2 protein-coding genes are annotated in these 1,549 nt (G+C 72.5%); both read left to right on the plus strand.

Annotated features, from left to right (window positions below):
- Window positions 1-125: 125 nt before the first annotated feature.
- Complete coding sequence (locus tag AB0N31_RS36480; protein ID WP_366062838.1) at window positions 126-497, plus strand: hypothetical protein; 372 nt, start codon at window positions 126-128, stop codon at window positions 495-497.
- A partial coding sequence (locus tag AB0N31_RS36485) for a YfjI family protein (RefSeq protein WP_366062839.1) occupies window positions 494-1,549 on the plus strand: 1,056 nt, incomplete at its 3' end. The genes AB0N31_RS36480 and AB0N31_RS36485, both read left to right, overlap by 4 nt.

Genomic DNA, 1,549 nt, shown 5'->3' on the forward strand with positions numbered 1-1,549 from the left:
GACCGAGCGGCCGATCTTTGGCACGGATATGGCACAGACGCCCGCCACGGTCCGCTGCCGGCCGGACACAGCCGGACACACGAGTAAGGCCCCTGACCGGGTTCTCCCTGGTCAGGGGCCTTTTTGTGCTGGATACCGACCCCGCCCCGCTGGCCGGGTGGCTGGCCGGGCTGCTCACTCCGGCGCCGCTACCGCCGCAACGCCCGGTGGTGGTCGACTTGCCGACCGACCGCAGCGGCGCGTACGTGCGGGCCGCGATCCGCCGGGAAGTCGACCGGGTGACCACCGCGCCGGCAGGGGAGCGTAACCGCTGCCTGTACATCGCCGCCGTGGCGCTCGGGCAACTCGCGGCCGGTGGGTCACTCACCGAGAACGACGCGCAGAGCGTGCTGGAACAGGCGGGGGTGACGGCCGGGCTGAGCTGCGCCGAGGCGTACCGCACCATCCGATCCGGCCTTGCTGCCGGCAGCAAGCGCCCCCGGCAGGTGGCCGCATGAGCGCCGCCCGACTGCACCTCGTCACCGACCAGCCCAACGGCACCGACGCACCGGCCTCGGGCGGGCCGCTGTGGGATGTTCCAGTGCCCTTGACCGGGCCGAGCACCGCGCCGCCGCCGTTCCCGGTCGACGTGTTCCCCGCGTGGCTGGGCGACATGGTGACCGGCGTTGCCCGGTTTACCCAGACCGATCCGGCGATGGCCGGCACCCTCGCCGTAGCCGTGCTCTCCGCGTGCGCGGGTGGCCGGTTGGAGGTGGAACCGGTCGCCGGGTGGCGCGAGCCGGTCAACGTGTTCGCCGCCGTCATCGCCGGCCCCGGCGAGCGGAAGTCACCCGTGCACCGGGCGATGACCGCGCCACTGTTCGCCGCACAGTCGACGTTGGGCGAGGCGATGCGACCTCGGATCGCCGAGGCTGCCGCGCTGCGGGACATCGCCGACCGGCACGCCGAACAAGCCAAGACCCAAGCGGCGAAGGCCAGCGACCCCGGCAAGCGTGACGAGGCCGCCGCCGAGGCCGTCGCGGCTGCGATCGCGGCCGAGGCGATCACCGTTCCCGGCCTGCCCCGCCTGATCGTGGACGACGCCACCCCGGAAGCCCTCATCGGGTTGATGGCGGCCAACGGCGGACGCATGGCGATCATCTCGGATGAAGGCGGGATCTTCGACACCCTCGCCGGCCGGTACTCCGGTGCCCCCAACCTTGATCCCTACCTGAAAGGCCATGCCGGGCAGCCAATGAGCAACGAACGGCAGACCCGCGAGGGTGCCTCGGTCGACAAACCCGCGCTGACCGTGTGCGTGATGGCGCAACCGACCGTGCTGCGGAAATTCGGCGGCAACGCCGACCTCGCCGGCCGAGGGCTGCCGGCCCGGTTCCTGTTCGCCCTGCCCCGATCCCTGGCCGGATATCGGCTGGTAGACACCGAGCCGGTGCCCGAGGCAGTGACCGCCGGCTACCGGCACCGGGTGCACGACCTGGCCGCCACCCTCGCCGAGTGGGAAGACCCCGCCGTGGTCACCCTCACCCCGGAAGCGGGGCGGATGCGGTTG

The sequence above is a fragment of the Streptomyces sp. NPDC051051 genome, from assembly GCF_040682975.1.
GTDB lineage: Bacteria > Actinomycetota > Actinomycetes > Streptomycetales > Streptomycetaceae > Streptomyces.